Annotated in this window: 20 protein-coding genes; 14 read left to right on the plus strand and 6 right to left on the minus strand. The window is 70.2% G+C overall.

Going from position 1 to position 23,364, the window contains the following annotated elements; genetic code table 11:
* Positions 1-68 precede the first annotated feature (68 nt).
* The 3 genes from AB0M73_RS41535 (at position 69) to AB0M73_RS41545 (ending at position 3,303) form a co-directional block, all read left to right on the plus strand.
* Positions 69-767 carry a hypothetical protein gene (locus AB0M73_RS41535; protein WP_363903776.1) on the plus strand — a complete coding sequence of 233 codons (699 nt, stop codon included), beginning with the start codon at positions 69-71 and terminating at the stop codon, positions 765-767.
* 370 nt (positions 768-1,137) lie between these two features.
* Positions 1,138-2,124: an alpha/beta hydrolase family protein gene (locus AB0M73_RS41540; protein WP_363903686.1), complete on the plus strand. Its 987-nt coding sequence runs from the start codon at positions 1,138-1,140 to the stop codon at positions 2,122-2,124.
* An 84-nt stretch (positions 2,125-2,208) separates the two neighbouring features.
* Positions 2,209-3,303 carry an NADAR domain-containing protein gene (locus tag AB0M73_RS41545; protein WP_363903689.1) on the plus strand — a complete coding sequence of 365 codons (1,095 nt, stop codon included), beginning with the start codon at positions 2,209-2,211 and terminating at the stop codon, positions 3,301-3,303.
* Between the two features lie 146 nt (positions 3,304-3,449).
* On the opposite strand, the gene AB0M73_RS41550 is transcribed toward AB0M73_RS41545, so the two are convergent.
* Positions 3,450-4,028 (minus strand): helix-turn-helix domain-containing protein, encoded by a 579-nt coding sequence (locus AB0M73_RS41550; RefSeq protein WP_363903779.1) that lies wholly within the window; start codon positions 4,026-4,028, stop codon positions 3,450-3,452.
* 122 nt (positions 4,029-4,150) lie between these two features.
* Here AB0M73_RS41550 and AB0M73_RS41555 point away from each other — a divergent pair, with 122 nt between their 5' ends.
* Entirely contained in the window at positions 4,151-5,644 is a 1,494-nt protein-coding gene (locus AB0M73_RS41555; protein WP_363903692.1) for an NAD(P)/FAD-dependent oxidoreductase, read from the plus strand.
* A gap of 315 nt (positions 5,645-5,959) precedes the next feature.
* Here the strand turns inward: AB0M73_RS41555 and AB0M73_RS41560 are convergent, their stop codons facing one another.
* Positions 5,960-6,430: a helix-turn-helix transcriptional regulator gene (locus AB0M73_RS41560; RefSeq protein WP_363903782.1), complete on the minus strand. Its 471-nt coding sequence runs from the start codon at positions 6,428-6,430 to the stop codon at positions 5,960-5,962.
* Positions 6,431-7,073: 643 nt separating this feature from the next.
* Here AB0M73_RS41560 and tatA point away from each other — a divergent pair.
* Positions 7,074-7,334: a Sec-independent protein translocase subunit TatA gene (tatA, locus tag AB0M73_RS41565; RefSeq protein WP_043718498.1), complete on the plus strand. Its 261-nt coding sequence runs from the start codon at positions 7,074-7,076 to the stop codon at positions 7,332-7,334.
* 9 nt (positions 7,335-7,343) lie between these two features.
* Here the strand turns inward: tatA and AB0M73_RS41570 are convergent, their stop codons facing one another.
* On the minus strand, positions 7,344-8,837 hold the full coding sequence (locus tag AB0M73_RS41570) for an LCP family protein (protein WP_363903695.1): 1,494 nt from the start codon (positions 8,835-8,837) through the stop codon (positions 7,344-7,346).
* 500 nt (positions 8,838-9,337) lie between these two features.
* Positions 9,338-10,324 (minus strand): hypothetical protein, encoded by a 987-nt coding sequence (locus tag AB0M73_RS41575; protein ID WP_363903698.1) that lies wholly within the window; start codon positions 10,322-10,324, stop codon positions 9,338-9,340.
* A 139-nt stretch (positions 10,325-10,463) separates the two neighbouring features.
* Between AB0M73_RS41575 and AB0M73_RS41580 the strand changes: the two genes are divergently transcribed.
* Positions 10,464-12,095, plus strand: a complete 1,632-nt coding sequence (locus AB0M73_RS41580; protein WP_363903701.1) for a S53 family peptidase — start codon at positions 10,464-10,466, stop codon at positions 12,093-12,095.
* A gap of 90 nt (positions 12,096-12,185) precedes the next feature.
* Here the strand turns inward: AB0M73_RS41580 and AB0M73_RS41585 are convergent, their stop codons facing one another.
* Positions 12,186-13,112, minus strand: coding sequence for a zf-HC2 domain-containing protein (locus AB0M73_RS41585; protein ID WP_363903704.1), 927 nt, complete (start codon positions 13,110-13,112; stop codon positions 12,186-12,188).
* A complete protein-coding gene (locus AB0M73_RS41590) occupies positions 13,109-13,654 on the minus strand; it encodes a sigma-70 family RNA polymerase sigma factor (RefSeq protein ID WP_052394903.1) in 546 nt (181 codons plus the stop codon). Before AB0M73_RS41590 ends, AB0M73_RS41585 begins: the two co-directional genes overlap by 4 nt.
* A 177-nt stretch (positions 13,655-13,831) precedes the next feature.
* On the opposite strand from AB0M73_RS41590, the gene AB0M73_RS41595 reads away from it, so the two are divergent.
* The 8 genes from AB0M73_RS41595 (at position 13,832) to AB0M73_RS41630 (ending at position 23,265) form a co-directional block, all read left to right on the plus strand.
* A complete protein-coding gene (locus AB0M73_RS41595; protein WP_084579466.1) occupies positions 13,832-14,356 on the plus strand; it encodes a hypothetical protein in 525 nt (174 codons plus the stop codon).
* Positions 14,353-15,135 (plus strand): DUF4142 domain-containing protein, encoded by a 783-nt coding sequence (locus AB0M73_RS41600; protein WP_052394900.1) that lies wholly within the window; start codon positions 14,353-14,355, stop codon positions 15,133-15,135. The genes AB0M73_RS41595 and AB0M73_RS41600 overlap by 4 nt, the downstream gene beginning before the upstream one ends.
* 47 nt (positions 15,136-15,182) lie before the next feature.
* Positions 15,183-16,625, plus strand: a complete 1,443-nt coding sequence (locus tag AB0M73_RS41605) for a DUF1996 domain-containing protein (RefSeq protein ID WP_363903709.1) — start codon at positions 15,183-15,185, stop codon at positions 16,623-16,625.
* A gap of 509 nt (positions 16,626-17,134) precedes the next feature.
* Positions 17,135-17,863: a DUF998 domain-containing protein gene (locus AB0M73_RS41610; protein ID WP_363903712.1), complete on the plus strand. Its 729-nt coding sequence runs from the start codon at positions 17,135-17,137 to the stop codon at positions 17,861-17,863.
* The gene (locus AB0M73_RS41615) at positions 17,860-18,783 is read left to right on the plus strand and encodes a DMT family transporter (RefSeq protein ID WP_363903714.1); all 924 of its coding nucleotides are present in this window, start codon (positions 17,860-17,862) and stop codon (positions 18,781-18,783) included. Before AB0M73_RS41610 ends, AB0M73_RS41615 begins: the two co-directional genes overlap by 4 nt.
* Positions 18,780-20,060 carry a glycosyltransferase gene (locus AB0M73_RS41620; RefSeq protein WP_363903717.1) on the plus strand — a complete coding sequence of 427 codons (1,281 nt, stop codon included), beginning with the start codon at positions 18,780-18,782 and terminating at the stop codon, positions 20,058-20,060. The genes AB0M73_RS41615 and AB0M73_RS41620 overlap by 4 nt, the downstream gene beginning before the upstream one ends.
* A 183-nt stretch (positions 20,061-20,243) precedes the next feature.
* On the plus strand, positions 20,244-22,586 hold the full coding sequence (gene secA2, locus AB0M73_RS41625) for an accessory Sec system translocase SecA2 (protein WP_363903720.1): 2,343 nt from the start codon (positions 20,244-20,246) through the stop codon (positions 22,584-22,586).
* A gap of 10 nt (positions 22,587-22,596) precedes the next feature.
* Positions 22,597-23,265 (plus strand): class I SAM-dependent methyltransferase, encoded by a 669-nt coding sequence (locus tag AB0M73_RS41630; RefSeq protein WP_363903723.1) that lies wholly within the window; start codon positions 22,597-22,599, stop codon positions 23,263-23,265.
* Positions 23,266-23,364: the final 99 nt, after the last annotated feature.

Genomic DNA, 23,364 nt, shown 5'->3' on the forward strand with positions numbered 1-23,364 from the left:
CCGGCCTGGGGGCCTGAAACCAAGATCGAATCATATGTTTCCCCAGGTGAGGCTCATGCGCTGTGCAGATGTACGACAACTGCAACAACCAGGGCCAGGACGCCAAGAAGCGCTACACCGCCATGCGCGACGCGCTGGCCGCCACCGGCCGGCCGATCCTGTACTCGATCTGCGAGTGGGGCCAGAACCAGCCGTGGACCTGGGCCGCGCCGGTCGGCAACTCCTGGCGCACCACCGGTGACATCAACGACTCGTACTCGAAGATGCTGTCCATCTACAAGGCCAACATCAAGCTCGGCAAGTACGCCGGGCCCGGGCACTGGAACGACCCCGACATGCTCGAGGTCGGCAACGGCAAGATGTCCGACACCGAGTACCGCAGCCACTTCACGCTGTGGGCCATGATGGCCGCCCCGCTGCTCATCGGCTCGGACATCCGCAAGGCCTCCTCCGCCACCCTCACCATCCTGCGCAACGCCGACGTCGTCGCCCTCGACCAGGACACCAAAGGCGTGCAGGGCAACGAGATCTCCTCGTCCAACGGCCTCCACGTGATCCGCAAGCCCCTGGCCAACGGCGACACCGCCGTCGCCCTGTTCAACGAGACCGACAAGACCGCCAAGATCTCCACCACGCTGTCGGCCATCGGCGCCCCCGCCGGCACCCGCACCCTCACCGACCTCTGGTCCAAGGCCAAGTCGACGACCACCGGCACCATCAGCGCGTCCGTCCCGGCCCACGGCACAGTCGTCTACCGCGTGCGGTGATGTGTTTGTTGGCGCCGCCTTCGGCGTCGCGGCGAGGCCGCTCGTGACCGGTCTGTGCTTTTGCCGCGCGTTCCGCGCGGGGCGAGGCCGCTCGTGACCGGTGCCTCGCCCTTGCTGGATTTAGACCGCCGCGTCGGCTCGATGGTGGGTTGCGTCGGGTGGCGGCGGTCGAAATCCAGCAACCGTGCGAAGCACCGGCGCGGCCTCGCGGCCGCATCTGCTTGACAAACTGAAAAGGCGTGTTCCTGGGGGTGGAAACCCAGGAACACGCCCCTTTTTTCGCCGTGTTCACTCGGCCGACCCGGTGGCGTTCTGTCCCACCCCGGACAGGATCGACGGCGCTGCCAGGTTCGTGTGCCACGGTGTGGTCATGCGGACACGTGCGGTGATCTGGCGCCTCCTGACCGGGGTCGCGCTGGTGGTGGTCGGCCTCGTGGCCGGCTCGGTCGCCTCGAACGCTGGGGCGGCGCAACAGGTGACGGCCGACGACGGTGCGACGGTCGTCGATCAGACCATGGTCGGCCCGAGGACACTGGATCTGACGATCCAGTCGCCCGCGCTGGGGCGTACCGCGAGGGCCCGGCTGCTGTTGCCGCCGGACTGGGACGCCCGGCCGAACACCCGATGGCCCGTGCTGTACCTGCTGCACGGGTGCTGCGACGACTACACGTCCTGGACCCGCCAGACCGATGTCGCGGCGCTCACCGCCGGCACGGACGTGCTGGTCGTGATGCCCGAGGCCGGACCGGACGGCTACTACTCGAACTGGCTGAGCGGACCGGCCTGGGAGACCTTCCACACCGTCGAGTTGCGCCAGCTGCTGGAACGCGGCTACCGGGCCGGGCAGCGTCGAGCCATCGCCGGCCTGTCGATGGGCGGGCTGGGCGCGTTCGACTATTCGGCCCGCCATCCCGGGATGTTCCAGGCGGCCGCCTCCTACAGCGGGGCGCTGGACACCCTGCTGTCCCAGGAGGCGATCACCCAGGTCACCTCGGTCGTGACGAGCAACGGTCATGATCCCAACGCCCTGTGGGGCGACCCGGTGAAGCAGCGGATCGTGTGGGCCGCGCACAATCCGGTCGATCTGGCCTTCGCGCTGCGCGGCACCAAGCTGTTCATCGCCTCCGGCAACGGGCAGCCGGGCCCGCTGGACCCGCCCGGGACGGGGTTCAACCAGAGCGAGGCCCTGCACGGCGCGGAGACGTCCGCGCTGATCGACCGGTTACGGCTACTGCACATCCCGGCCACGCTCGACATGTACGGGCCCGGCACGCACAGCTGGCCGTACTGGCAGCGGGAGCTGCACGTGTCGTTCCCGATGCTGATGTCCGCGATCGGGGTGACGCCCATGACCTGATGCCGTCCGAAGTGGACGATGGCACGAGTACCGCAAAAGCGCGGGACCCGGTCGTCGGTTGCTGGTAGGACAGCACTTGTGGTGATGCGCAGTGTCGAGGACCTGATTCGCGCCGAAGACGCGGGACGGCGGCTCAAGTACGTGTGGTTCTGGGGCCACGAGCCGCGTCGTGACGGCCGGATCGGCGCCTCGTGCCTGAGCCAGTGGTGGCCGGCCGAGTTCACCGTCGACGACCTGGTGTTCCCGACCGCCGAGCACTTCATGATGCACCGCAAGGCACTGCTGTTCGGCGACGGGGAGACGGCGGCGCGGATCCTGCGCGCCCGGCACCCGAACGAGGCCAAGAACCTCGGCCGCGAGGTGCGCGGCTACGAGGACGAGGTCTGGGCCGCCCACCGCTTCGACATCGTCGTCGCCGGCAACCTGGCCAAGTTCGGACAGCACGCCCTGTTGGGCCGCTACCTGCTCGGCACCAGCGACCGCGTGCTGGTCGAGGCCTCGCCCCTGGACCCGATCTGGGGCATCGGCCTCGCCGCCGGCGACGAGCGCACCACGTCACCACGCACGTGGCTCGGCGCCAACCTGCTCGGGTTCGTGCTCATGGCCGTCCGCGAGCAGCTGGTCGGCGAGAGCCTCATCGGCGGTCGCGAGAAGCGTGACATCACCATCGTCGAGCACGACCCCACGTGGGCCCAGCGCTTCCGGACCGAGCGGTCGCGCATCCGCAAGGCCTTGGGGGACAACGCGATCCGCATCGACCACGTCGGCTCCACCGCCGTGCCCGGGCTGGCCGCCAAGCCCGTCGTCGACATCCAGGTCAGCGTCGCCGACGCCAATCGAGAGGAGACCTATCTGCCCCAACTCGAAGCCGCCGGCTACCACCTCCGGGTGCGCCAGCCCGACCACCGCATGGCCCGCACCGAGCAGCTCGACGTGCACGTCCACATCTGCCCGTCCGGCGGCAAGTGGGAACGCGACCACCTGCTGTTCGGCGACTGGCTCCGGGCCACCCCCGCCGACCGCGACGCCTACGAGAAGCTCAAGCGGGACCTCGCCACCCGCGACTGGTTCGACATGAACCAGTACGCCGAGGCCAAGGGCGGCCTGATCGACGAGATCCTCGGCCGGGCCCGCGAGTGGGCCGACCGCACCGGCTGGTCGGTCGACCACCCGCGCTGACCCCCGCGAGTCCCGCCCAGCGTCACACCGAAATACGCCTTCGCGCACATCCGAATGGCGCATGAGCGTCGTTGTTGCCTCCCAGAGGCACATCCGGACCGCCTGTGCCTCTGGGAGCGCGGGGAGGGGTGGGGACCGGTGGTGGGTCAGATGTCCGCGCGGGAGGCCAGGCCGGTCCACACCGCCGTCATGAGCAGGTCGGTGGCGCGCTCAGGGGTGACCTCGGGGCGGCGCTCGCACCACTGGGCCAGGCGCTCGCAGGAGCCGACGAGGATCTCGGCGGCGGCCTCGAGCTCCAGGGAGTCGGCGCCGGGCAGGGACAGGCCCATCCAGCCGATCATCAGGTCGGTCTGCTGACGGCGGATGGCCTCGATCTCCTCGACCGCGGACGGCACGGTCACCGCCGCCTCGTGGCGGAGCAGGCCGTAGGACTGGCGGCGCTCGGCGATGAAGCGGAAGAAGGCCAGCAGGCCGAGGCGCAGCATGCTCTCGGGGCTGTCGGCGCCGATGACGGCCTGCTCGGTGGCCTCGCGCAGCTCGGTGCGGGCCTTGTCGATGCAGCCGACGAGCAGGCCCTCCTTGGAGCCGAAGTACTCGTACAGCATGGGCTTGGACACACCGACCCGTTCGGCGATCTCGTCCATGGACGCGGCGAGGTAGCCGCGTTCGGCGAAGACCTCCTCGGCCACGGCCAGCATCTGGGCCTTGCGGGCCGCCCGGGGCATCCGCCTGCGTCGGCCGGTGTCGGCTGCGCTCGTCACGAGACCAGTCTACCCAAGGTAACCTACTCGTAGTAACCTACTGGCGAGTTAAGGTCGTGAGCAGGGTCTACGGAGGGAATTCGGACATGGGCGGGCAGGACACCAGCGTCGTCATCATCGGCACCGGGTTCTCCGGGCTCGGCATGGCCATCCAGCTCAAGCAGGCCGGCCGGCACGACTTCGTCATCCTGGAGAAGGCCGAGGACGTCGGCGGCACCTGGCGGGACAACACCTACCCGGGCTGCGCCTGCGACATCCCGTCGCACCTGTACTCCTTCTCGTACGAGCAGAACCCGGAGTGGAGCCGGCTCTACGCGGGCCAGCGGGAGATCTGGGACTACCTGCGGATCTGCGCCGACAAGCACAACCTGCGCGAGCACATCCGGTTCGGCGTGAAGGTCACCGGCGCCGCCTTCGATGACGACACCAAGCGCTGGACCGTGCGGACCGAGGGCGGCGACACCTACACCGCCGACGCCATGGTCGCCGGCATCGGCGCCCTGCACATCCCCTCCGTCCCCGACCTGCCCGGCATGGAGCGCTTCCAGGGCGAGAGCTTCCACTCGGCGCAGTGGAACCACGACTACGACCTCACCGGCAAGCGCGTCGCCGTCGTCGGCACCGGGGCCAGCGCCATCCAGTTCGTGCCGGAGATCGCCAAGCAGGTCGAGCGGCTCACCCTGTTCCAGCGCACGCCGGCGTGGGTCATGCCGAAGGCCGACCGTCCCGTCAGCAAGGTCGAGAAGACCTTCTTCCGCAACCTGCCCGCCACCCAGTGGCTGCGCCGCACCGCCCTGTTCTGGGCGCTGGACTCCCGGGCCCTGGCCTTCACCTTCAACCCGAAGCTGATGAACTTCGCCTCCCAGCCCGTGCGCAAGCAGATCAAGGAGCAGGTGCACGACCCGGAGCTGCGGCGCAAGCTGACGCCCGACTACACCATGGGCTGCAAGCGGGTGCTGATCTCCAACGACTACTACCCGACCTTCAACCGGCCCAACGTCGACCTGGTCACCGAGGGCATCACCGAGGTGCGGGAGCACTCCGTCGTCACCGCCGACGGGGTCGAGCACGAGGTCGACGCCATCATCTTCGGCACCGGCTTCCACGTCACCGACGCCTTCGACTACCTCGACATCAAGGGCCGCAACGGCGTCGACCTGACCAGCCAGTGGCGCGAGAAGGGGCTGGAAACCTATCTCGGCATCGGCGTCTCCGGCTTCCCCAACCTGTTCTTCCTGCTCGGCCCCAACACCGGACTCGGCCACAACTCGGTCGTTCTGATGATCGAGGCCCAGGCCCGCTACGTGTCGCAGTGCCTCCAGCTGCTCGCCAGCCACGACGTCACCGCGATGGACGTGCGCCCCGCCCCGCAGCGCAAGTTCAACCTGGAGATCCAGCGCAAGCTGCGCAAGGGCGTCTGGAGCGTCGGCGGCTGCAACAGCTGGTACCTGGATTCCGCCGGCGTGAACCGCACCGTCTGGCCCGGGTTCGTGTGGCAGTACGTGCTGCGGACCCGAAAGGTCGAGCTGGCCGACTACGAGCTGTTGGCCGCCACCCGCACCGCGACCCCGGTCGGCTGAGGCGCGGACTCGGGGGACCAGGAGCTGGGAGACGGATCGTCGGGGTATCGGTCTCCCAAACGAAGCCGGCCGTGGTGGGGTCCACGGCCGGCTTCTCGCGTGGTGGGACACGCGGGATTCCTCGCGTGGTGGGACACGCGGGGTCTTGCCTGACGGGCCCACCGGTCGGGCGGTCCGACCGTCACATGCGCGTCGGACTTGCCGCCACACGTCACGTGCGGACCGCATGTGACGGGGGTGTGGCGTGTGGGCGGGGTGGGGCCGTCAGAAATCGGAGGAGCGGTGCTGACCGGTCGCCGGGGAGACGGCGACCGGTCAGCGGGTCATGACCTGGCGGAGACGGCCCATGAGGTCGACGGTGTCGACCCCGCAGAGCTCAGCCAGTTGTTCGAGGGCGGGCAGGTCGAGCTGGACCTCGCCGGTCCGGGCGCCGGCGGCGCGCAGGCGGTCGCGGGCCCAGCGGCGCAGCGGCAGGAGCTCGGGCTGGCCGTCCTCGACGACACGGGACAGCTCCAGGCGAATGTGCTCGCCGGGGGTGTCGGTGAAGATCCGGCCGTGGACGCGGGCCAGCAGCTCCTGCGGCAGGGCCTCGAGGGCGAGGCAGATCTCCGCCAGCCGCACCACCGAGCACTGCCGGGTGCCGAGTTCGTAGGTCGCCAGGGTCTGCAGCGAGACCTCGGTCTGCAGCTTTCCCTGCAGCACCTTCCTGGTCCAGCCGCGTTGCTTGCGCAGCTTGCGTAGCTCGTCACCGAGCACGCGCTGGTATGTCATCGGGTCGATCCGCACGCTGATGAGAGCGTGCACGGAGCGGTTCATTACGCGGTTTCGCGAGAACTTTTCGGACGAGGCCGTCACCCGATCGGCTCAGGGGCGGCAAGGGTAGGACCCACCGGGCCGACGGCAGGGGGCGAACGGCTTCGGCGAGCGGCCGCCACCGAGCCGGCCCGGCGATGTCGGCGGGCGGTCGCGCCGGGCCGGTGATGGCGGGCCGGGGAGCACCGGATCGGACGCCGGGGCGGTGGTGGCGGTGGGAGGCGGCGATCAGGCGTTGATGTCGGCGGAGCCTGCTGCGCTGGCGGCGGAGGCCGGGCGGGTTGCGGTGGGGTCTGTTGGGCCGGCGGTGTGGGGCCGGGCGGGTGTTGCGGTGGGTCTGCGGGACCGGCGGCAGAGGCCGGGCGGGTGTTGCGGTGGGTCTGCGGGACCGGCGGCAGAGGCCGGGCAGGTGTTGCGGTGGGGAGCGCCGGATCCGGGGATCGTGGCCGGGTGGGTCGTCGTGCGTGGGGGAGCGTCGGATCCGGAGATGGTGGTCTGGCGGGTGTCGTGGGTAGGGGAGCGCCGGATCCGGGGAATGGTGACCGGGCGGGACCACTCGATGCGCGGCCGGTTGGCAGGCTTGTTCCCGGCGGCGGGTGGGTTACGCTGGACAGCGATGCCATTCAACTTTTTCACCCCAACACACCTGGTCATCATCCTTCTGGTGATCGTGGTGCTGTTCGGCGCCAAGAAACTGCCGTCCGCCGCTCGCGGCATCGGCCAGTCGTTGCGGATCTTCAAGGCTGAGATGGGTGCGAAGGACGGCAAGGCCGAGGACACGGCCCCGCCGGCTCCGCCGCAGCAGCTCAACCAGGCCCCGCAGCCCGGCGCCCAGCAGCACAACACGACGACCCAGCAGGGCAACGTCCAGTCCTGAGCCTGCGAGTCAGTTCACGCAGGTGACGCCGTCCGCCGTGATCGGCGCGTCGGAAGCGGTGGTAGGAGCGGCCCTGAGGGCTGCTCCGTTCAGCGCGAGCGAACCACCACCGGCCCACCCCTGGGCCCCGGGACCGCGGTAGTCGCTACCCAGGTAGACCTCGACATGGCCGTCGGCCAGGCTGGGTTCCTGGGACACGGTGACATTGCCCCCGAGGTCCGAGGCGACCTTGCGCGCGCCGGCCTCGCCGCCGGAGCCGTAGGTGACCAGGGTGGTCGACCGCCCAGCGGTGTTGCCGGTGTCGCCACGCCCGTAGCCCTTGGCCGCGAGCAGGTCCATGGCCCGCCCGGCCAGGCCGACCACCCCGGCCCCGTTGAGCACGTCCACGGTGATCGCGGGCGGCGCCTTCGTGGTGGTGGTCTCGGTGAGCCCCCGCACGAAGCTGAGCACCTTGAACGGGTCGACCTTGACGGCGTCGCCGTCCTCGGGCGTCTCGTACGAGATGTTCTCGACCGGGATGGTCGCGAACTGGGTGCTGCCGCCGGTCAGGCCCCGCAGCTGCTGGGCGAAGCTGACGAGATCCCAGCCCTGGTCGAGCACCACGGACTTCTTGACGGCGTCGGCCAACGCGGCCAGCTTGCCGGTGTCGGTGAGGGTGCCGGCCGACAGGATCTTCTGGGCCATGCCGGCCATGAACGCCTGCTGCCGGCGGATCCGGTCCAGGTCGCCCTCGGGCAGCCCGTGCCGCTGCCGCACGAAGGACAGCGCGGCCGCCCCGGACACGGTCTGCTCCCCGGCCTGGAAGTGGGCGCCGGAGTAGTCGTCGTCGACGGCGTTGCGCAGGCACACCTGCACACCGCCGACGGCCTGGGTGATGTCGTAGAACCCGGCCAGGTTGATCTGGGCATAGTGGTCGATGGTGACGCCGGTGAGGTTCTGCACGGTCCGGATGGCGGTCTTGGCGCCCTCCTGGTTGGACCGCACCTCGAGCGGCGCCCCGGCCAGCCCCTGCTGCTTGAGGCTGGGCTCCACGTCGTACTTGCCCCGGGCGAAGGCCGAGTTGATCTTGTGAGTGCCGTGGCCGCCTGCGATGTCCACGAACGAGTCGCGCGGGATGGAGATCGCGGTCGCCCGGCCGCCGCCGTTGGGGATGTGCACCAGGATCATGGTGTCGGTGTTGGACTCGCCCTCGTCGCCGCCGGCGTGCAGCTGGGCCAGCAGCTCCGGCGACAGCGGATTGCCCTGCGCGTCGGTCCGGCTGTCCATGCCGACCAGCAGGATGTCCTCGGACCCGTCGGCCGGCGACTCGCTGCTCGACCCGGACTCGATGACGTCGGCCGTGGTCAGGCCGCTGGTGATCTGCTGGAGCTGGGTCCAGCCGAACCAGGTCAGCGCCAGCGTCAGCACCGAGGCCATGGTCACGGCGATCTTGGCGTTGCGCAGGCCGTTGGTGGCACGAATCGGACGGCGGTACGAGCCGCTGTACCGGTACCGGTTGTCCACACCTGCCCCTTCCCGCGCCGGGGCCGCACGATGCCCCCGTTGCCAAGACGTGACATAGCGAGGGAGGTTGCCGACCGGCCCGCACCGGTTCTATACCCGGTCGGGAAGATCGGCTACCGGACGCGGCCGGTAGCCACCCAGATGTGTCCGGTGTTGTGCTCATGCCGCCCGTTCCGGGCGGGGCGAGGCCGCTCGTGACCGGTGCTGTGTTTGTTGGCGCCGCCTTCGGCGTCGCGGCGAGGCCGCTCGTGACCGGTGCTGTGTTTGTTGGCGCCGCCTTCGGCGTCGCGGCGAGGCCGCTCGTGACCGGTGCCTCGCCCTTGCTGGATTTCGACCGCCGCATCCGGCTCGGGTGGGTGGGTGCGTTGGGGGGCGGCGATCGAAATCCAGCAACCGTGCGAAGCACCGGCGCGGCCTCGCGGACTGGGCTACCGGGCGAAGCACCGGCGTGGCCTCGCGGGACTGGGCTACCGGGCGCAGCAACCGGCGCGGCCTGGCGGCTACTCCCACTCCCAGCGCAGGCCGTACAGGCCGGCGGGGATGTCGACCAGGGCCACGTGGACGCTGCCGTTGGGCTCGATGCGCTGCTCGGCCTCCTCGCGGCGGTTGCGCTTGCCGGCGGGCTGCTGCTTGGCCTGGGGCTGCCAGACGGGATAGCAGCGGGCCGGCACGGCGTCGGGGTGGAACACGACCTGGAGCACGCACTCCCGGGTCGGCTGGCGGAAGCCGAGGGTGAGCTCGGTGGTGCGGACCTTCGGGTTGACGCCGCTGATCTCGTACTCGGCCAGGTAGGTCTCGCCGATGGTCAGCTTGCGATGGAACAGCAGCTCGGCGGCGGTGACGTCCTCCTCCGAGTCGTACACGGTCCGCCCGAGCACGCAGTTGACGCCGGCGGTGAAGACGGGGCTGCCGGCCTCGGGGTCGTCGCCGACGTTCATGACCAGCATCCGGTCGGCGCCGTCGGCCCGGGCGCGCAGCACGCGCCGCACGGCCATCCGATACCCGCGGCCGTCCTCGTCCAGGTAGAGGTCCTGGTGGTGGCTGAGGGTCTCCAGCCGCTGGTTGGTCTCGGGGTCGATGGTGTCGGACAGCATCTGCAGCGTGCGGTCGCTGTGCCCGAGTTCGGTGTACGGCACGGAGCCGGGCACGTGGTTGGCCCACCGACCGCGCGGCCGGGCGGGACCGAGCAGGCTCATCAGGGAACCGGCGGGCAGCCCCAGCACGGTGTCGAGGCTGCGCACGGTCTCCAGCGAACTGGCCCGCTCGGGACGGCTGCGGCCGCGCTGCCAGTAGCTGAGGCTGGCCACGCTGACCTCGTGCCCACGGGCCTGGAGGCGGCGCTGGACGGTCTCCAGGCTCAGCCCGCTGGCCGCGATGGCGGCCTGCAGGGCCAGGTGGAACGGCCCTCTGCGGAGCACCTCGGCCAGCTCTTCCTCGTGCTCCGGGACGGAACCGAGATCCAGGGCGGTGGCGAAGGTGCGGGTCACGCGGGTACCTCCAAGCGGCGACGTTCCGTACGCGGCGACCGCGATCCGAACGGGCAATTCCACCCGTTCGCTCAGTGCATACGTCGGACTGGTCTATTTTAAGGGCGCTGAGTGATCGATACCACTCGAAGGAGTGCAAGTGGCCCTGTCCCGTCGCACCATGGTCGCGATCCTCACCGCTTTGCCGTTGTCGCTGGTCAGCGTGGGCGTCCCCGCGCTCGCGCAACCGACCCCGGCGTTCTCGCCGCTGGTCGCGAGCGTCGTGCCCGGACTCGACAGAGCGGTGAGAACCGGCGCGTTACCCGGGTCGCAGAGCGTTTCCGTGGCGGTCAGCCTGAAGCTGCGCAATCAGTCCGAACTGGACAGGTTGCTGGCCGACCAGGCCGCCGGCCATGCGAAGTACATTACGCCGCAACAGTTTCGGGATCGTTTCGGACCGACGCAGTCCGATGTGAACCGGGTCACCGACTACCTGCGCTCGCGTGGTCTCAAGGTGACGGGTGTGAGCGCCAACCGGCTCGCGGTGGACGCCAGCGGCACCGCCGACCAGCTGGGCGCCGCCTTCAACACCTCGCTGGCCCGCTGGCACGACGCCGGCCTGGGTCGTGACTTCGCGGCCGCCGACTCCACGCCCAAGGTGCCCTCGTCGCTGTCCTCAGTGGTCACCGGCGTGACCGGCCTGGACGACCACTACGTGCCGCAGCGGCGCACGGCCGAGGTCGCCGGCCCCAAGGTCGGCAGCGGCCCCGGCGGCGGCTACACGCCGAACGAGCTGCGCTCCGCGTACGGGCTGAACGGCCTGGAGGTCGACGGGTCCGGGCAGACGCTGGCGCTGTTCGAGTACGGCAAGTTCGACCAGGCCAACATCGACACCTACGACCACCAGTTCAACCTGCCGACCGCGCCGCCCGTGGTGCGCGACATCGACGGCGGCAACACCGACGGCGACTCGGCGCAGGCCGAGGTGGAGCTGGACATCGAGGTCGCGCACGCGATCGCGCCGAAGGCCGACCTCGTCGTCTACACCGCGCCGAACACCACCTCGGCCGAGGTGGACATGTGGAACGCGTTGGTCGCCGACAACGTGCCGGTCGTCTCGTCGAGCTGGGGCCTGTGCGAGTACGACCGCAGCCTGGCCTCGATGCAGGCGGTGGACGCGGTGGCCAAGCAGGCGGCGGCGCAGGGCATGACCTTCTTCGCGCCCTCCGGCGACGCCGGCGCCTACGACTGCGAGCGGGACGCCAACACCCAGCACGCGGCCGACCTGGCGGTGGACTTCCCCGGCTCCAACCCGTACGTGACCAGCGTCGGCGGCACGAAGCTGACCCTGAACGCGGACGGCACGCGGGCCTCGGAGACGACGTGGAACCAGGGCGGCGGCTGGGCTACCGGCGGCGGCCAGTCCATGGTCTTCGACAAGCCGCTGTGGCAGACCGGCGACGGCAAGCGGCAGGTGCCGGACGTGTCGGCGGCGGCCTCGGGCGGCGAGTACTCGGTCTACATCCAGGGTGCCTGGGGCCGTAACGGCGGCACCAGCGCGGCCTCGCCGCTGTGGGCGTCCTACCTGACGCTGATCAACCAGCGCGCCGGCATCCTGGGCAAGCTGAGGATCGGCCAGCTCAACCCGAAGCTGTACGCACTGGGCGGCCTGGCTGTCAACGATGTGACAGTCGGGGACAATCGCTTCTATCAGGCCGGTGCGGGCTTCGACATGGCGACCGGCTGGGGCACCCCCAACGGCATCACGCTCGGTGATGCCCTGCTGGGCTGACCCGAAGATCATCGTTATACGTCTGTGGCGCAAGGCAAAAGCCTTGCGCCACAGGCGTTCACGCAGTGTCAGTTCTTTCTGGGTCCGACCTCAGACGTTGATGTCCAGGATGTCGGGGCCGCCCTCGCGGGCGAACTCGAGCTTGCCGAGGTCGGCCCGGGCGATCGCGACGTTGCCGTCGATGTGCAGCGCGTCGGGGTTCGCGGCGTTGCCGTAGCCCTTCGAGTCCACCGTCCAGCTGCTCACCGCGCGGCGGGTCAGGCCGTCCTTGGACACCGCGTAGAGCGTGCAGTCCAGCGGGCCCTTCACGCCGGTCAGCTCGAACGACACCTCGGTGCCGTGGTCGTCGCCGGTCAGGCCGATCTTGGCGTTCACCGGGCCGTTGCTGGCCTGGATGGTCTCGGCGGGGCCGCCGCCGAACGCGCCGGTCAGGCCCAGGGCCAGCAGCGGGCCGCCGACGATCAGCACGGCCGCGGCCGCCGCGGCCAGCACGCCGGTGCGCCTGCGGCGTCGTCGGGCGTCGGCGATGTTCACCATGACGCCCTGGAGCACCTTGTCCTCCATCCGCGGCGGCGCGGGCAGCTGCGGCGCCGGGCGGAAGTCGGACAGGTCGGGCATGCCCCCCATGGGCGGACGGGAGCCGTGCCGGGGCGGTGCGGGCGGGCCGGCGGGGAAGCCCCCGGCGAACGGGTTCGCGTTGGTCGGACCGGCACTGGTCGGGAACGCGCCGGAGTTGCCCAGCATGGGCGGCGGCGTGCTCAGGCCCCCGGAGGGATTGACACTGTTGGGGCCGATGCTGCCGCGGGCCGGGCCGGCCAGGTCGTCGCCGAGCAGGTCGGCCAGCAGGCCGCTGCCGCGGACCTGGTCGAGCAGCGACGGCAGGCCGGACAGCTCGTCCAGCTCGGCCTGACAGCGCGGGCAGGTCGACAGGTGGCGCTCGAAGCCGGCGTTGTCGGACTCGTCCAGCGCCCCCAGCACGTAGGCCGCGACGTCCACGTGGTCGGTCGGCGATGTCATGTGGTCATCCCCCGATCCTGCAAGGCTCGCCGCAGGGCCCGCAGTGCGTAGTACACCCGGCTCTTCACCGTGCCCGGCGGCACCCCGAGGACCTCGGCGGCCTCGTTCACCGTCCGGTCCTTGAGGTATGTCTGCAGGATAGCCTCGCGGTGCTCCGGCGACAGGCTGCGCAGCGCCTCGGCCACCACCATGGCCGACAGCGCCTTGTCGGTGCCGTCGGGCACGGCGACCATCTCCAGCGGCCCGGCCTCGGTCTCCGGCGGCCGTGCGCCCTTGCTGCGCCGGCCGTCGATAACGATTCGGCGCGCGACGGTGAACAGCCAGGCCCGTAACAGCCCAGGGGCGTCGTCGAGCTTGTCGGCGTTGCGCCACGCCCGGAACAGGGTCTCCTGGACCACGTCCTCGGCCCACTGCTGGTCGCCGCCGGTCAACCGGAGCACATGGCCGAACAGGGCGCCGCGATGTTCCTGGTAGAGCGCGGTGACCAGCGTCGAGTCCCCGCCGGCGGCGTTGGCCGCCACGGGCTGGTCGCGTCTGGTCATTCGGTACCGCACCACGGGAGACATCTTGATGCCACGGACGTGTTTGGGGAAGTGCACTCTCGGTAGTTTTCTGTCACAGTCAACTGTGAATGTGAGCGGTTGCATCCACGAGTGAGCCGAATTCGACCGCGCAGAGTACTTAGTGGCGACCCTTCTCCCGCACGAAAGGACGCCACCGTGCACCTGCGCCACCGCCGTGCCCGGTTGATGGCCTTCGCCTCGCTGGGGCTGCTGCCGCTGGCCCTGCTGTCCGCCTGTTCGGGCGGATCGCAGGCGGCGACCGCGGCCGAGGCCGTCGCCACCCCGGTGTACACGTCGGACGCCGACGCCCCGCCGAACAACGCCGTGCTCAGCGTGGCCTCCACGGCGCTGGGCAAGGTCGTGGTGGACGACCAGGGCTTCACCCTCTACATGTACAGCCACGACACGTCGTCGCCGCCCAGGGCGACCTGCGACGGCGAGTGCGCGCTGACCTGGGAACCGGTGTCGGCGCAGGACGGCTCCGTCACCGTCCAGGGCGTCGGCCAGGGTCTGGTCGGCGAGGTCACCCGGTCGGACGGCACCAAGCAGATGACGCTCGGCGGCCAGCCGTTGTACCGGTACGCGCCCGACCAGAGGCCCGGTGACACCACCGGGCAGGGTCAGGGCGGGTTGTGGTTCGCCGTGGGACCCGACGGCAAGAAGGCGGCGGCCACGTCATGATCGCCCGGATCCTCGTGCTGCTCGCGGCCGCCGTGCTCGCCATGATGTCCCCGATCATGGCGGCGGTGGCGCATGCGGCGGCGCCCGGGGATCAGGGCGGCGGTTCCGGCGTCAGTCAGAGCGACCAGGACGTGCTGACGATGGTCATGCAGTCGGCGATGTGGGAGATCCAGGCCGGCGGCATGGCCAGGGACCAGGCCTCGTCGGCGACGGTTCGCACCGCCGCCGCGGCCCTGGTCGCCGACGACACGACGCTCAACCAGCAGGCGGCGCAGCTCGCCGGGAAGGTCGGCGTCCAGTTGCCCGGCCAGCCCGACGGTGACCAGCAGGGTTGGCTCTCCCAGCTGCACGACGAGGCGGGCGCGACGTTCGACCACGACTATGTGAACCTGGCGCGCCAGGGGAACGGAAAGCTGTTCACGGCAGTCGCCGCGGCGCGTGCGGGGACGAAGAACGATCTGATCAAGCAGTTCGCTCAGAGCGCGGTGGACACGGTCATGAAGCACATGACCGTGCTCGAGGACACCAGGTTGGTGGACTCGGCCTCGCTCCCCGATCCGGCCCTTCCCCAGACGACCGATCAGGCCCAGGCCGGTGGCTCCGCCGCCGGCGCGGGCGGCGTCACCCCGACGACGACAGTGGTCCAGCAGACCAACGCCGCGGCGCAGATCGTCGACGACCGGCCGTCCCCGGCCGTGGTTCTCGTCGGCGTGCTGCTCATCGGCGCACTGGCCTGGGGCACCGTGTTGATCATCCGCAGGGTCGTCAACTCCGCATGACGAGGTGAGAATCAGTGTTCGGAAAAACTAGGCCCTGGTCGCGCGGTATGCGACTGACCGCGGTGATCGGCGGTCTCGTGCTGGCCGCCGGATCGGCCGTGGGCGTCGGCGTCGCCGCAGGCATGGGCGACTCGTTCGCCGCCACCGGCGACTCGCCCGAGATGGCCAGCGTGCAGGCGCTGCTGGCCAAGGCGCCGAAGCCCGGCTCGGACAAGATCGGCCCGTTCGCCAACGACTTCATCGACATCAAGAAGGTCCAGCCCAACCGCAACGCCAACGCCGGCGGCGCGAGCGGCACCTTCACCGAGGACTGCGGCACCAACCAGAACAACCACCACAACTCCGACAACTTCATCGTCACGCCGGGCCTCGACCACGGCGCCCTGCACGTGCACGACTACGTCGGCAACCGGACCACCACGGCCCGGTCCACCGACCGCAGCCTCGACGCCGGCGGCACCACCTGCGCCAACGGCGACAAGTCCACGTACTACTGGCCGGTCATCCGCATCAAGCAGGAGGCCAACGGCACGAAGAACAACCAGCAGGGTCCGGACAAGGGCAACATCGGGCGGCTGGTCGAGCCGACCTCGGCGACGATCAAGTTCACCAGCGGCGGGGCCGCCAAGGTGGCCGCGGCGCCGAAGTTCCTGCGGTCGATCATGGGTGACGCCAAGGAGGTCACCAACGGGGCGGCCAACGCCAAGGCCACCTGGACCTGCACCGGCTTCGAGAACCGGGTCACCAACAAGTACCCGGTGTGCCCGCAGGGCGCCGCGGTCGAGCGGATCATGCAGTTCCCGAACTGCTGGGACGGCAAGAACACCGACTCGGCCAACCACCGCACGCACATCGTGTTCGCCAAGGCCGGCGGGCAGTGCCCCAAGGGCACCAAGGCCGTGCCGCAGCTGGAGTACGACCTGGTCTACCAGTCCGTGCCCAACGGCTCGGTGTTCGCGGTCGACGGCTTCGACGGCCAGCTGCACAGCCCGGCCACCGATCACGCCGACACCGAGCTCCTGATGAACGCCCAGCAGATGGGCGGCGTCGTCGGCTGCATCAACAACGGCCAGAAGTGCGTCAACAACCCGCAGGGCGGCGGCCAGAACAACGGCGGCGGCAACACCGGCGGCAACAACGGTGGCGCCGGCAACAACGGCGGCGGCAACACCGGCCAGCCCGCGTCCAACCAGCACGTGACCTGCCCCGACGTGCGGCAGAAGATGCCGGCCATTCCCGCGCCGGTGAAGTCCTCGGTGACCCAGGACCTGGACCAGATGGACAACTTCCTCACCGACGCCAACAACCGGCTGCAGGCGGCCGGCAGCCAGGCGACGCCGGACTTCGTCAACAACGCCATCCTGGGCTCGCTGCAGAACAACCGGCAGTTCCTGATCAACCAGATTCTCAACCTCTTCAACCAGGCGCGGGCCCCGCAGCCGCAGGGCAACCTGGTGTCGATGGCCGGCTGCTCGATGGTCAACAACTAGATCCACCTCGGGGCGCCGGCCGCGCGTGCGGCCAGACGGCACGGCGCCCACCCTGCGAACGCCCCTCCCGGCAGCCGGCCGGGAGGGGCGTTCGCTGTTTTACGTCTATTTTCGCCGGCGGCGACACCGGTGAACGCGCCGTAAACCGGTGGGCAACAACCGCAAGGGGTTCGGTGAACACGACAGGAAAGCGATAAGTGATTAGCTGAGAGAACGCTGAGATATGTGAAGATCAACAACCATTTCGAAACCTGATCGTGACCTCAATTTGTTGTGATCCGCATCACACACGATAGTGTGGCTCGCCACGCGGCCGATGCTGTCGAAACACTGTCGGCCGGGCAGTACGGTGCCGCTGACCGGGGATTCGCCGCGTCATCTCCGGGGCGAGGGCCGCGTCACCTGCGCCGGGTGGTGTTCGGTCCCGGCGGTCCGGGGGTTTTCCCCACCCCCGAACCAGGGGTGTCCCCCATGGACCCGTGTGTGCGGATGAGGTGAGAATCGACACCGTGAGCGACCGTGCGGCTGGGGGCCGAACCTGGGACGGGGGACGAACGTGGGCGCTGCTCGCGATCGTCAGCTTTGTCGCCGCGTTGCTGCCGATGGTCTACCTGCACCTGGAGTCCAGCGGGCAGCTCAATCCGATCAAACACACCATCAGCGACTATGTATTCGCCGACCAGGGGTCCCGGTATTTCGACACGAGCCTCGTCGCACTGACCATAGGCTCCATTGCCCTGATGGTCGGTCTGGCTGGTGTCGGCATTATCAGGGGGACCGTTCTCATCGTTCTGGTCTCGGTCTGGTGTCTCGGGCTCGCGGTCGCTCTCGTCTTTCCGACGGACCCGACGGACGGCATTCAGTCCATTTCCGGCGCGGTGCACCGGTGGGCCGCCATCTTCTTCTTCCCGTGCCTGTCGGCAGCCGGCTTCCTGCTGGCCGGGCGGTGTCAGTTGACCAACGGCTGGGAGCGCTTCGCGCCGACCGTGCTGCGACTGGCCATGGCCAGCACCATCGTGCTCGGCACGTTCGCCGTCATTCAGCTGGCCATCAACGAGCCCGACATGCTGCCGTTCCTCGGATTCGTCAAGAATTACCTCGGATTGGCCGAGCGTATGCTGTTCGGTATCGACATGGCGTTGCTGTTCGTCCTGGGCGCGGCGTTGTGGCGGGGCGCGAAGCCGGTGGCCGAGGCCCACCGGGAGACGGCCGGTCTGGTCGAGGGCGGTGCCCGATGATCCCGCTCGCGATCACCCTGGCCGTGCTCGGGGCCTGCTGCAACGCCGTCTCGGCGAGGCTTCAGCACGGCGGCCTCACCGAGTGCGCCGACGACCGCGGCCTGCGACTGTCGGCCCTGCTGCGGATGGTCCGGCAGCCGCTGTGGCTGGCCGGCATCACCGTCGCCGCCGGCGGGGCCGCGCTGCACGCCACCGCCCTCGGGCTGGCGCCGTTGTCCGTGGTCCAGCCGATCGGCATCCTCGCGTTCGCGCTGACCACCGTGATGTCCGTGCGCATCGAGAACATCCGGCTGGACCGGGTGGCCATCGGCGCGGTCGCGGCCAGCACCGTCGGCACCATCGCGTTCGTGCTGGTCGCCGCCACCGCGGCCAAGGCGACCACGGTCGCCCCCGACGTCGAGCTGCGGGCCACCGTGCTGGTCGTCGGCGTGGTCGGCGGGCTGGCGGCGATCGCCGCGCTCAACACCGGCGCCACCCGCTGCCTGGCCTTCGCCTCCGCGTCCGGCGTCAGCTTCGGCTACGTGTCCCTGCTCATGCGGGCCACGCTGCAGCAACTCACCGAGGGCGGCGTGTTCCCGCTGCCCGAGGTCACCGGCATCGCGGTCGGCATCCTGGTCGGCGGCTGGCTCGTCCAGCACGCCTACGCCAGCGGGCCGCCCGAGGTCGTCATCGGCTGCCTGACCGTGATCGACCCGCTGGTCGCCGTCGGGCTGGGCGTCGTGCTGCTCGGTGAGGCCACCGACACACCACCGGTTGTGGCCGCAGCCGCCCTGCTCTGCGCCGTCGTCGCCGCCGCGGGCGTGGTCGTGCTCACGCTGCGTCGGCCGACGTCACCAGACCCAGCTAATACAGTCGTCGACGGCGACCGGCAGCTTGTCGCGCCCGGGATGACCCAGCACTACGACGGGAGTACGAAATGACCTGGTCCCAGGTGCCCGATCGGCACGAGGCGGCCTCCGGACTGCGCATCGTGATCGGCGCCGAGACCTTCCCGCCGGACGTCAACGGGGCGGCTCGGTTCACCCAGACGCTGGCCGCCGGGCTCGCCTCCCGTGGGCACGAGGTGCACGTGATGTGCCCGTCGCCGGTCGGGCGGCCGTCCACCGAGACGGTCGACGGGGTCACGGTGCACCGGCTCAAGGCGTACCGGACGCCGTTCCACCCGTCGTTCCGGCTGGCCTGGCCGTGGCAGTCGCGCCGGACGATGGACCCGCTGCTGGCCGAGATCAAGCCGGACATCATCCACACCCAGTCGCACTTCCTGCTGACCCGGGCGCTGATCTGGTCGGCCGAGCGGGACACCGTGCCGCTGGTCATCACCAACCACTTCATGCCGGAGAACATCCTCGGCCACGTCGGCGTGCCCGGCTGGCTGCGCAAGGCCGTGTCCAAGCTGGCCTGGTGGGACGTGACCCGGGAGTTCGCCAAGGCCGACGTCGTCACCGCGCCGACCCCTCGGGCCGTGCAGCTGCTCATGGACAACGGCCTGTCGATGCAGGCCCGTGCCATCTCGTGCGGCATCGACCTCGACCGTTACCAGAACCGTCCCGTCTCGCCCGACCCCGAGCACCGCACCGTGCTGTTCGTCGGCCGGCTCGACGAGGAGAAGCGGGTCCACGAGCTCATCCGTGCTCTGCCGCTGATCCCGGCAGAGCTCAAGGTGCGGGCCGAGATCGTCGGCGACGGCAGCAAGCGTGAGGCCCTGGAGCAGCTCGCCGGGCAGCTCGGCATCGCCGACCGGGTGCGCTTCCGTGGCTTCATCTCCGACGAGGAGCTGCTCGACGCCTATGCCGCCAGCGACGCCTTCTGCATGCCCGGCATCGCCGAGCTGCAGAGCATCGCCACCATGGAGGCCATGGCCGCCGGCAAGCCCGTCGTCGCCGCCGACGCCATGGCCCTGCCCCACCTGGCCCGGCCCGGCCGCAACGGCTGGCTCTACCCGCCCGGCAACGTCCCCACCCTCGCCGCCCGCCTCACCCAGCTGTTCTCCGACGACGCCGAGCGGGAGCGCATGGGCAAGGAGAGCCTGGCCATCATCGGCGCCCACGGCATGGCCACCACCCTCGATACCTTCGAGGAGGTCTACCGCGAGGCCATCACCTCCTCCCGTCGCCTCACCCGCCTGTCCGACCACCCCCGCCTGCCCGAGCAGTCCAGCGGCGCCCACCGCCGCGAGCGCGCCGAACGCTCGGCCTGAGCCGCGACTCATGCAGGGAAGGACGCCTTACCCTCGTTGACCGCGGGTAAGGCGTCCTTCCCTGCGTCGGGGCTCCGGCGAATAGCGCGTGAACGGGGCAAAGCGGACCTATCGGCCCCGACCGGGCGATCTTGGGACGGTCGACGGACGCGGGGCGGTGTGTCGGGGTGGTAAACAGGTGCTGTGGCGGGGGAGCGCAAGAAGCGCCTGACGACCGGGTTCTGGCGGCTGCTGCAGGGCCGTGCGGTTGCTCGAGAGACGAGCAAGCTGCACGCCGTGGTGGCCGCGGCCGGCGCGCGCGAGGAAAAGGTCCGTGAGCTGACGGATGAGCAGCTCACGGAGGCGGCGGGGACGCTGCGGCGGGACGACCGCGGTGACTACGACGACAAGGACCTCGCGCAGCTGCTGGCCCTGGGCCGGGAGGCGGCCCGTCGCACGCTCAAGGAGCGGCCGTTCGACGTGCAGCTGATGACGTCGGCCTGGATGCTCAAGGGCCGCGTGGTGGAGCTGGCCACGGGCGAGGGCAAGACGCTGGCCGGCGCGATCACGGCGGCGGGCTACGCGCTCAAGGGCTGGCCGGTGCACGTGGTGTCGGTCAACGACTACCTGGCCCGCCGCGACGCCGAGTGGATGGGCCCGCTGTACGAGCTGCTGGGCGTCACGGTGAACTGGATCAGCGGCCCCTGCGATCCGGACCGGCGGCGAGAGGCGTACGCGGCGGACGTGACATACGCGTCGGTGAGCGAGATCGGCTTCGACGAGCTGCGCGACCACACGGTGACCAGGGTCGAGGACCTGGTGTCGCCGGAGCCGGGCGTGGCGCTGGTCGACGAAGCGGACTCGGTGCTGGTGGACGAGGCCAGGGTGCCGCTGGTGCTGGCGGGCGCGGCGGCGGCCGGCGAGCCGGACCGCGAGCTGCCGGACGTGGTGCGCCTGCTGCGCGCGGGCATGCACTACGAGATGGACGACGAGCAGCGCAACGTCTACCTGACGGGCGCGGGCTCGGAGGCGGTGGAACGCGCGCTGGGCGGCATCGACCTGTACTCGGCGGAGCACGTGGGCACGACCCTGCCGAGGGTGAACGTGGCCCTGCACGCCGAGGTGCTGCTGCGCCGCGACGTCGACTACATCGTCCGTGACGGCAAGGTGCAGCTGATCAACCCCTCGCGCGGCCGGGTGGCTCGCCTCCAGCGCTGGCCGGACGGCCTCCAGGCGGCGGTCGAGGCCAAGGAGGCCCTCGCGGCCAGCGAGACGGGCGAGGTGCTGGACACGATCACCGTCCAGGCCCTGCTCAAGCGCTACCCCAAGGTCTGCGGCATGACCGGCACCGCGCTGGCCGCGGCCGACCAGCTGCGCACCTTCTACGACCTCCAGGTGGCCGAGGTGCCGCCGAACGTGCCCTGCATCCGCATCGACGAGCCGGACCGCATCTACGACACGGTCGTGGACAAGAACGCGGCGATCGTCGAGGAGATCATCGAGGCCAACAAGACCGGCCGCCCGGTGCTCATCGGCACCCAGGACGTGGCCGAGTCGGAGGCCCTGGCCGCCCGGCTGGCCGAGGCCGACGTGCCCTGCGTGGTGCTCAACGCCAAGAACGACGCCGAAGAGGCGGCGATCGTCGCCGAGGCCGGCCAGTTCGGCACGGTGACGGTGTCCACCCAGATGGCCGGCCGCGGCACGGACATCCGCCTCGGCGGCGCGGACGGCGCCGACCACGAGCGGGTGGCCGAGCTGGGCGGCCTGTACGTGATCGGCACGGCCCGCCACCACAGCTCCCGCCTCGACGACCAGCTGCGTGGCCGCGCCGGCCGGCAGGGCGACCCGGGGCGGTCGGTGTTCTTCGCCAGCTTCGGCGACGACATCGTCGTCCAGTTCGCGGCCGAGGAGCCGGGGCCGGCGACGATCGAGGACGACGGCCGCGTCACCGACAAGCTGGCCCCGCACACCATCGGCCACGCCCAGCGGGTCGCCGAGGCCGAGCAGCTGGAGGTGCACGCCAACACCTGGCGGTACAACCAGCTCTCCGCGCAGCACCGCAAGATGCTCAGCGAGCGCCGCGACCAGCTGCTGCGCACCGACAAGGCGGCCGAAGAGCTGCGCAAGGACAGCCCCGACCGGTACCAGGAGGTGCTGGACAAGGTCGGCGAGGAGGTCCTGGTCGACGCGGCCCGTCAGATCGCGCTGCTGCACCTGGACCGCGGCTGGGCCGAGCACCTGGCCATGCTGGCCGACCTGCGGGAGGGCATCCACCTGTGGGCGCTGTCCCGGGAGAGCCCGATCGCCGAGTACCACCGGGCGGCGATTCCGGCGTTCAAGGCGCTGTTCCGCACCTCGTGGGAGCGGACGGTGGAGACCTTCGAGACGGCCAAGATCACCGAGGACGGCGTGGACCTGAGCGGCGAGGGCCTGGCCCGGCCGACCGCGACCTGGACGTACCTGGTGCACGAGAACCCGTTCGGCTCCGACCTGGAACGCAGCGTGCGCGGCCTGGGCAAGGTGCTGGGCCGGGGGCCGAGGCGATAGCGTCGGGGCCGTGGACCTTGCCGCCGCTTCCGACCTGTACCGCAAGTACGCCGACGATCTCGCCGCCGTTCGCGACGAGCAGCGTCGGCGGCTGCCCGGAATCCGAGCGCAGCTCGACGACGTCGAGGCGGAGCTGACCTATCTCCGCCTGCGCGAGCTGCGGCCGGAGACGGTGGTGGAGATCGGCACGTTCCACGGCTGGTCCACGACCTGGTTGCTGAGTGCTTTGCGGGACAACGGGTCTGGGCGGTTGTTCTCGTATGACGTGGTGGATCACGTGGTGCGGTCGGTGCCGGAGGACCTGGCCGGGCAACGATGGACGTTCACGCGCGGCGACGTGAGAAAGACTCAGCTGCCTGGGAATATCGACTATCTGTTTCTGGACGCGGCGCACAGCGCGAGCTTCGCGCGGTGGTATATCGGGGCGCTGTTCGGGCGGTTGAGCGGCACGCCGGTGAGTGTGCACGACGTGTTCCACGGCCGGCGGCCGATGCCGTTCAGCGAGGGCGCGGTGCTGGTTCGTTGGCTGGCCGAACAAAAGATCGACTACTTCACGCCCTCGGTCAAGCGCGCACCGGAAACCTTTGCAGCACTGCTTGCCGTGAAACGGGAACTCGGCCTGGACGAGCCGATCCGCACCGGCCGGGACAATCCGATGGTGTTTTTCGACTTGGCCTAAGACTTGTCCTGGGACTTACCGCCGACGGGCAGGGCCACCCCCAGTGGACCCGCCCGCCGACGACGGCACCGCGCGAGTCAACTATGTCGAATGCGGCGG

The organism is Kutzneria sp. NPDC051319, assembly GCF_040682195.1.
Classification (GTDB): domain Bacteria; phylum Actinomycetota; class Actinomycetes; order Mycobacteriales; family Pseudonocardiaceae; genus Kutzneria.

Bases quoted from the DNA above. Each gene is read 5' to 3' on its own strand.
- AB0M73_RS41535 (WP_363903776.1), top strand. From the start codon at position 69: ATGTACGACAACTGCAACAACCAGGGCCAGGACGCCAAGAAGCGCTAC.
- AB0M73_RS41540 (WP_363903686.1), top strand. From the start codon at position 1,138: ATGCGGACACGTGCGGTGATCTGGCGCCTCCTGACCGGGGTCGCGCTG.
- AB0M73_RS41545 (WP_363903689.1), top strand. From the start codon at position 2,209: ATGCGCAGTGTCGAGGACCTGATTCGCGCCGAAGACGCGGGACGGCGG.
- AB0M73_RS41550 (WP_363903779.1), bottom strand. From the start codon at position 4,028: ATGCCCCGGGCGGCCCGCAAGGCCCAGATGCTGGCCGTGGCCGAGGAG.
- AB0M73_RS41555 (WP_363903692.1), top strand. From the start codon at position 4,151: ATGGGCGGGCAGGACACCAGCGTCGTCATCATCGGCACCGGGTTCTCC.
- tatA (WP_043718498.1), top strand. From the start codon at position 7,074: ATGCCATTCAACTTTTTCACCCCAACACACCTGGTCATCATCCTTCTG.
- AB0M73_RS41585 (WP_363903704.1), bottom strand. From the start codon at position 13,112: ATGACATCGCCGACCGACCACGTGGACGTCGCGGCCTACGTGCTGGGG.
- AB0M73_RS41590 (WP_052394903.1), bottom strand. From the start codon at position 13,654: ATGACCAGACGCGACCAGCCCGTGGCGGCCAACGCCGCCGGCGGGGAC.
- AB0M73_RS41600 (WP_052394900.1), top strand. From the start codon at position 14,353: ATGATCGCCCGGATCCTCGTGCTGCTCGCGGCCGCCGTGCTCGCCATG.
- AB0M73_RS41605 (WP_363903709.1), top strand. From the start codon at position 15,183: ATGCGACTGACCGCGGTGATCGGCGGTCTCGTGCTGGCCGCCGGATCG.
- AB0M73_RS41615 (WP_363903714.1), top strand. From the start codon at position 17,860: ATGATCCCGCTCGCGATCACCCTGGCCGTGCTCGGGGCCTGCTGCAAC.
- AB0M73_RS41620 (WP_363903717.1), top strand. From the start codon at position 18,780: ATGACCTGGTCCCAGGTGCCCGATCGGCACGAGGCGGCCTCCGGACTG.